The organism is Anabaenopsis sp. FSS-46 (assembly GCF_029891665.1).
Taxonomy (GTDB): domain Bacteria; phylum Cyanobacteriota; class Cyanobacteriia; order Cyanobacteriales; family Nostocaceae; genus Anabaenopsis; species Anabaenopsis arnoldii.
In genome coordinates, this window is the sequence record NZ_JANQDG010000054.1 from 56149 (window position 1) to 63166 (window position 7018).

A 7018-nucleotide genomic window follows, 5' to 3' on the forward strand; every position below is an offset into this window, starting at 1 on the left:
AGTGTAGGTAAAAAATATTTCTGAGCCTTTGATATCAAGTCCGCCTTGTGTATTCTGGGTCTGGAGGGATTAGTTATGAAAAATTCAACTAATTTAACAGTGTGCTAGCAGTAAGCTCATGGTTGGTAATTAGACATATATGTAAACCCATAACCAAAGGTAGAAGTCAATGATCGTAAACAAGTTTAAAGTTTGAATAGTATGGAAGCACATCGCTACACCTGAATAATCGCCAGTAGAAAACCTTCAATATACAATTTACAAATATTGTAAGATTATATTTACCAAACTTCTGAGAACCCTATTTTGTGTTACCTTAAAGAAATAGTATAGCAGTCAAATATACGTACGTACATATTCAAGGAACCTATGGGCAATAGTTGCTGCTTATTCAAAGTTAGTTTCATGATTGAGGAGCTTGAAAACTGGCGTAGTTTATCCTGGTATTCTGCTAGGAGACCTTTTTTTGCTCAATCTCTGCAAGTAAGTAACGAGAATTTAAGGTGAATATAGAACAATTTATTCAAAGTGCAGAAGCATTACATAGCCGTTTAGCAGATTTGTACCAAACAGCTAACGTATTACCTTGGATTCCGCCTGAACTGCTACCCCAAGCTATGAAAGAACTTTATAGTAGCTCCAAAATGGTGCGGTCAGCAGCAGAGGAACTTTATCAGCAAAATGAGGAGATGATTCAAACAAGCAATTGGCTAGAAGCTGAACGCCAACGCTACCAGAATTTATTCGACTTTGCACCAGAAGCTTATTTAGTGACTAATACCGCGGGAATCATCGAACAAGCGAATCTGTCCGCAGCTAAATTACTCAACATTTCCAGACCATTACTAGTAGGTCAAGCAATAGTTAATTTTCTCCCTCTGGAAGAAAGACAGCCCTTTCGAGGTGAACTCAGCCAGCTATACCACTCGGACAGAGTCACAAGATTAAGAGTCCGCTTACAACAAAATGAATGTGAGTATTTTGACGCAGCTTTAAAAGTGTCCGCAGTCCGTAACCCAGAGGGTAAAGTAAACTTTCTCTGTTGGCTGTTGCGTAATATCAATGAAGGTGAGAAACAGAAAACAGAAGCGATCAATTATGAGAGTGATTTGATTCATGATCGACCTGTATATAAACACCTGAAAGGAGAAAGCATTCCCCTCAATCCTTTAGTTGTTTGGTATGTACGCCAGGGCTTAGTGAAGCTCAATACTTTTTGCGAAACTGGGGAAGAAATATTCATAGGATTAGCTACCAAAGACATGATTTTTGGCTCTCACATGACCTCTCTACCCATTTATCAAGCCGTAGCCCTGTGTGATGTTGAATTAAGCTCAATTTATGTAGCAGAAATAGCAGCTAACCCAATGCTCAGTCATATGCTGTTACCAAAAATTAATCAACGCTTACAACAGACGGAATCTTTTTTAGTTATTACAGGTAAGCGTCGGGTGGAAGAAAGACTATATCATCTGTTGCAACTTTTGAAACAGGAAATAGGTGAGCCTGTACCACAAGGGACTCGCTTAAGTGTGCGATTAACTCATGAAGATATGGCTAGTGCTTGTTGTACTACTAGAGTAACAATTACCCGATTGATGGGAAAATTACAACAACAGGGTTTGATTAGTTTTGACCCCAAAAAATATATTATTTTAGGGGATTAATTATCCCTTTAGGGACAATTGATGAATTGTCCCTACATTGTTGGTCGGAGATTTCTAAATGGGGAAAAAAATAACTATTTGGCCTTTCATCTCCCTCTACTACCCGCTAGCATCAACTTTGAATCCCAAGTGTAAACGCCAATTTTGTCGGGTACTCTAGAGAATCGCCCTATGCGATAACCTCGTGATAGTTCATTAAGAACTTTACTCTTGACTTCTCGCACTTGCTGATCATCTAGTTCACCATAAAGACCATTAATGATTTGCGCCACACTGAAAACCCTCCCTGAATGTTTTTCCAAGAAATCCGAAAGAGCATCGATCAAAAATCGACCTTCAAATTCTTTAACCATGGGTATGGCATTTGTCTGGGGGATAATCTGCGGTTTCTTCGGTTTATATTTACCGGTAGGAGAGTAACTTTTAGTTTTGTTGGACTTAACTAAACTTAACTTGAGAGTGTAGCAACCAGGTTCGTCAGGAACGACTGACCAGGCGCCCCTTTCTTTCCCCTGTGTCAGGGAGGATTGCACTCTGGCTTTAACAACTCTAAAGATGGGTGATGCTAAATCTCCATAAAGCGATCGCACAATAAAGTCTATATGACAGACAGTACCAATATGTTCTTCTAGAAGACTTTTAATAGCTTCCATGCGACTTTGAGATTGATACTCAGGTACCATGGGGATATCTGGGACTTTAATTGATTGATCTTGACTTTCTAGAGATGTTGCTGGTGCGCGAGGCTCTGTAATCTCTGTATTTTTCCCATTTAAATTCTCTGACTCTTGAAGTTCAGACCTGGCGGACTTAAGAGTCTTATCAGGTATGGATAACAACGAGTCTGTTTCAGGTGGGTAGGAAACTTCTGGAAGCATTTCAAGTTTTCCCACATCCTGAGCATCTGACCCAGAAGACCAATGAGATAACAAAGAATCTACATGATGCAGCTGCGATCGCGCCTGTGTGTATAAGGTTTCATACTCTTTAACCAGACGAGCATAGTAGTCTCGTAATTCCAACAACGGCGAGATAAAAACTTCAGGGGGTGCTGATGGTAGTCGATTATTCATAAAACTTCAAATTATCCTAAATTGACATCACTTTTATAAGTCATTGCTCTGGGTTTTGCTTTTTTAGATGACTCATGGGATTTTCTTGGTGCTTGTGGTGGCCGGCATTGTTCGCAATACAATGGACGAGGCCCAAAGGTCTCGCGTTGTGTAGTTTGGTCGCATTGCTTACAGACGAAGTGGAAAACACGAGTATGAATCTGTCTTTTATGCGCCCGAACAGTATACTCTCTAACATCAATGAACTTACTAGGCATAATCCAGAACGGTGAGTTTTATTCCTATTAATATAACTATTCAAGCAAAGGAAATGTGATCAGTGTATCTTCAATTGTAAGTTTTATTCAAGTCATTGATTGGAATCAAGTTAACTTGGGAGGAACCAATAGGTTATCTTTTTGAGATACATATAGTTAATTATCACCATTGATCTGTAGATAATTTCTATGTCTTTGGGTTACTAAATATAGAAATTAGACATATTTTGAGCAATATTTCTGACAAATCATCTGAATTGTTCAGCTTGCACTTAAGGTTATGGCTTTTGATGCTACGTGTAAAAATCTCATCCAAAACTGTCTGACAATAGCAACAAACCCTTATCTGATTCCACCTATTTTTTCATACCCAAATAGTTAGTAGCCTTAGAGAAAAACATCTCTTGAACTAGGTTTCTCAGTTTTTACCCCGACCGCGTGAACTACAAATACAGCATATTTCATCTGAGTGAGGTACACAAGGGAGGTTATGGACTCTTGTTAATTAAAGTAAATCTCAAAATCCTTCTAGCTTTGATTTTGCAGTTTCATCACCAATCTTTGTAGTTTCGTTCACAAGGAAAGGCAATAAAGCACCACCAACAATCACCGCACTATCCACAAAACTAATGGAGGTAATCTTTAAAAGGTTCCTTAATGGTGGCATAGCTAAAGCCAACAGTTGTATAATAAGAGAACCTATAATAGCAGTATTTAAGTAGGTATTATTAGGTAATCTATCTTGACTAAATATGCTGTGGTTTTCCGAACGGCAGCTAATGGTATGTAGTAGTTGTGCGGTTGTTAGGGTCATACAGGCCACAGTACTAGCCCGGGATCCTGTACCATATCTGAGGATAGCATAAATGTATGCTGCTAAAGTACTCACAGATATTGTTCCCGACTCAAAGACAATTCTACCCAAGTCAGAATTTTTAATAATTGGTTCATGAGGATTTCGCGGCGGCTGACTCAATACGTCAGGTTCTGGTGCTTCCATAGCTAGGGACAAACCAGGGAAAATATCACTGATTAAATTGAGCCACAGCAGTTGAATAGCATTTAAGGGTTCACCTAAACCAGCAGCTGTAGCGGTGGTCATGACCATGATTTCGCTGAGATTGGTAGAGAGGAGGAAATGCACTGATTTTCTAATGTTGTTATAAATAGTCCGCCCCCGACTGACAGCAATGATCATAGTTTCTAGTCTGTCATCTTCTAGGACAATATCTGCCACTTCACGCGCCACATCAGTTCCTCCCTTACCCATTGCCACACCGACTTGCGCCGCCTTCAGTGCTGGCGCATCATTAATACCATCCCCGGTCATGGCCACCACTTTTCCCGCTGCTTGCAAAGCTTGGACAATTTGCAGTTTATTGCTAGGACTGATACGGGCAAAAACGTTAACTTTATCGCTGACTGCTGTCAGTTCATCGGGAGTCAGACTTTCAAGGTGGGTAGCATCCAGAATCTCTAATTGGGAATCTTGACTTAATTCTAATTCCTGAGCGATCGCATAAGCAGTGGAACTTTGATCACCAGTAACCATCACCGTCTCAATTCCAGCTTGATGAAAATCCCCAATTAATTGTTTCACACCCATTCTAATCGGGTCTGTCATCCCCACCAAACCCAGCCAAATCAGGTTGGTTTCATAATTATCAGAATTGCCATGATCAACATAGCTATAAGCTACCCCCAACACTCGCAGAGCCTTTGCAGCCAAGCGATGGTTTTCCATTTCAATTACCCGCCTGTCTTCTGCTGTTAAAGGCACAACTTGGCCATTTTTCATCCACCATTGACATAAGTTAATCATTTCGCCGGGGTTACCTTTAACTGCAATCAACTTGTGATCATTGTCAATGCGATGAATTGTACTCATAAGATTACGGTTTTCACTGCGCAGATTAGTTTCTAACAGTTCATACTTTTGTCTGAGTGCGATGACATCCACCCCAGCACTAATTGCCAAGTAAATCAAAGCATTTTCCGTGGGCGAACCTGTAACCGCATACTCACCATTATCCTGTAGAGTGACTTCACTTTCGTTGCACAGAACGGATATATGAATCAGCTTTAACAGTTCATCATTGCTGTAGGGGTTAAGATTTTCTTCCTCCACAGTAATTTGTTGAGTGGTTGTACGTATTTCCACTACCAACATTTTATTTTCTGTAATTGTCCCGGTTTTATCCAAGCAAATTGTTTGTACAGAACCCAAAGCCTCCACAGCCCTAAGACTGCGAACCAGGACATTATTCTTCCTCATCTCACGGATACCTAAAGCCAGGGTTGTGGTAGCAATTGTGGGCAAACCTTCAGGAACAGCCGCTACCGCGAGGGATATAGATGATTGCATCATTGTTAATAAACCATATCCCCGCAGCACTCCCAAACCAAAGACAAAACTACAAATTCCCATACCCAATAAAACCAGTTGATTTCCCACCTGGTCTAGTTGTCTTTCTAGCGGGGTATCTGTAGCTGTGGACTGATTCACCAGTTGTTGGATTTTGCCCATTTCTGTAAATCTACCTGTGGCCACAACCACAGCCAATCCTTGACCGCCAGTGACAAAAGTTCCTTGATAGACCATGTTCAAGCGGTCTGCTAAAGGTATATTTTCACCAGACACAGGCGCAGTAGTTTTAGTAATGGGGATGCTTTCCCCAGTCAGGGGAGATTCATCAACAATCAAGTTATCAGCTTCCATGAGTCTGGCATCTGCGGCGATATAACTACCAGATTTGAGCAATAAAATGTCTCCTATAACCACGTTCTCTGTAGGTATTTCCACCTGCTGACTATCTCGAATTACCCAAGTTAATATTTGCTCTTGACTTTGGAGAGATTGAATGATTTTTGCTGATTGGCTTTCTGTGGTGTATCCAATGAAGGCATTCAGACCCACAACACCCATAATTACCACAGCATCTATTATCCCCCCGGTAATCATGGCAATTCCGGCCGCTCCCACTAGTAAAGCTACTGGCAGAGATTTAAACTGGTCAATTAAAATATTGCTAGGGGAACGGGTCGGAATTGCAGTTAAAACATTTCGCCCATATTTACTGAGGTTTGCTATGGCAGACTCACTAGATAAACCTGATATTTTCGCAGAATTTAACCTATCTATGACTCTATCTGCTGTCATTAAATGCCAATTATCGGTGTTTTCTTGGTTGGCATCATTAATAACTAATCTCTGATTATTTAACCAACTTTCGGTTGGAGTCAAACTAGATTTTTCTTGAAATTTTCTTAAAGTTGTCTCAAGAAGTAAACCTATAGTCTGAAAGCTATGTTTATTTGTGAAAATAACCAGAATATTACTAGTTAACGAATTAGCAGAAACATAAATTATTTCTGGGTTATTACCAAGCGATCGCTCTAAATATCTTTGTAGTAATAGCGAACCATAAAGTTGATTAACCTTGTATCTAGCTCTCCCTTTAACTTTAGTGTGTATAGCCTTAATCACAGCAAAATTTGCTCCTGTAACGCCGCTAATAGCTGAGAATATTATAATTTATCTAGCAGTTTTGCATCTCCCTATCAAGTAACAATCCCCTGCATTTTCTGCCAGGGGAGTGTCAACCTGTGAATAATTTAGTTTTTTTCCTTTAGTTGAGCAGTACCTTGGCCATGAGAATTTTCTATATGTTGGTTTAAACTTTCAGCCATCTCAATGGCGACAATAATTAATTGCTCTTCCATAGCCCCATTACCGCCCTCATCACTAACTTTTGGGTAAATATGAGGGTTAGATAGCATAGCGGCCAGCAGTTGAGATGCAGTTTGTTGGAGTTGATTAAGTTGTGACACCCTTATTCCGATACTTTTTTGCTAACATTTACTAACAAATACACTCTTTAAGAGAGGGCGTATCAACCAATGCACGTAGGAAAATCCCCCGCGCACCATTTATGTCCCGGCTCATTACCCGCCCATCAGATGGAGACTTAACGAACTTAGCACCACCAAGGTTGGGGATGATTTCACCAGTCCAACTGAC

At 40.3% G+C, this 7018-nt stretch carries 5 protein-coding genes; 1 reads left to right on the plus strand and 4 read right to left on the minus strand.

Annotated features, from left to right (window positions below; all coding sequences use genetic code 11):
* The first annotated feature begins 503 nt into the window (after positions 1-503).
* The gene (locus NWP21_RS05350; protein ID WP_271734601.1) at positions 504-1667 is read left to right on the plus strand and encodes a helix-turn-helix domain-containing protein; all 1164 of its coding nucleotides are present in this window, start codon (positions 504-506) and stop codon (positions 1665-1667) included.
* 86 nt (positions 1668-1753) lie between these two features.
* Here NWP21_RS05350 and NWP21_RS05355 read toward each other — a convergent pair whose 3' ends face one another.
* The 4 genes from NWP21_RS05355 to NWP21_RS05370 form a co-directional block, all read right to left on the minus strand.
* A complete protein-coding gene (locus tag NWP21_RS05355; protein WP_271734604.1) occupies positions 1754-2740 on the minus strand; it encodes a hypothetical protein in 987 nt (328 codons plus the stop codon).
* Positions 2741-2751: 11 nt separating this feature from the next.
* Positions 2752-2997 (minus strand): hypothetical protein, encoded by a 246-nt coding sequence (locus NWP21_RS05360; RefSeq protein WP_271734605.1) that lies wholly within the window; start codon positions 2995-2997, stop codon positions 2752-2754.
* 517 nt (positions 2998-3514) lie between these two features.
* Positions 3515-6484: an HAD-IC family P-type ATPase gene (locus NWP21_RS05365; protein WP_280791895.1), complete on the minus strand. Its 2970-nt coding sequence runs from the start codon at positions 6482-6484 to the stop codon at positions 3515-3517.
* 128 nt (positions 6485-6612) lie between these two features.
* Positions 6613-6828 carry a hypothetical protein gene (locus tag NWP21_RS05370; RefSeq protein WP_271734613.1) on the minus strand — a complete coding sequence of 72 codons (216 nt, stop codon included), beginning with the start codon at positions 6826-6828 and terminating at the stop codon, positions 6613-6615.
* Between the last annotated feature and the right edge of the window lie 190 nt (positions 6829-7018).

Excerpts from the sequence above, each read along its gene's own strand:
- NWP21_RS05360 (WP_271734605.1), bottom strand. The coding sequence starts at position 2,997 with ATGCCTAGTAAGTTCATTGATGTTAGAGAGTATACTGTTCGGGCGCAT.
- NWP21_RS05355 (WP_271734604.1), bottom strand. The coding sequence starts at position 2,740 with ATGAATAATCGACTACCATCAGCACCCCCTGAAGTTTTTATCTCGCCG.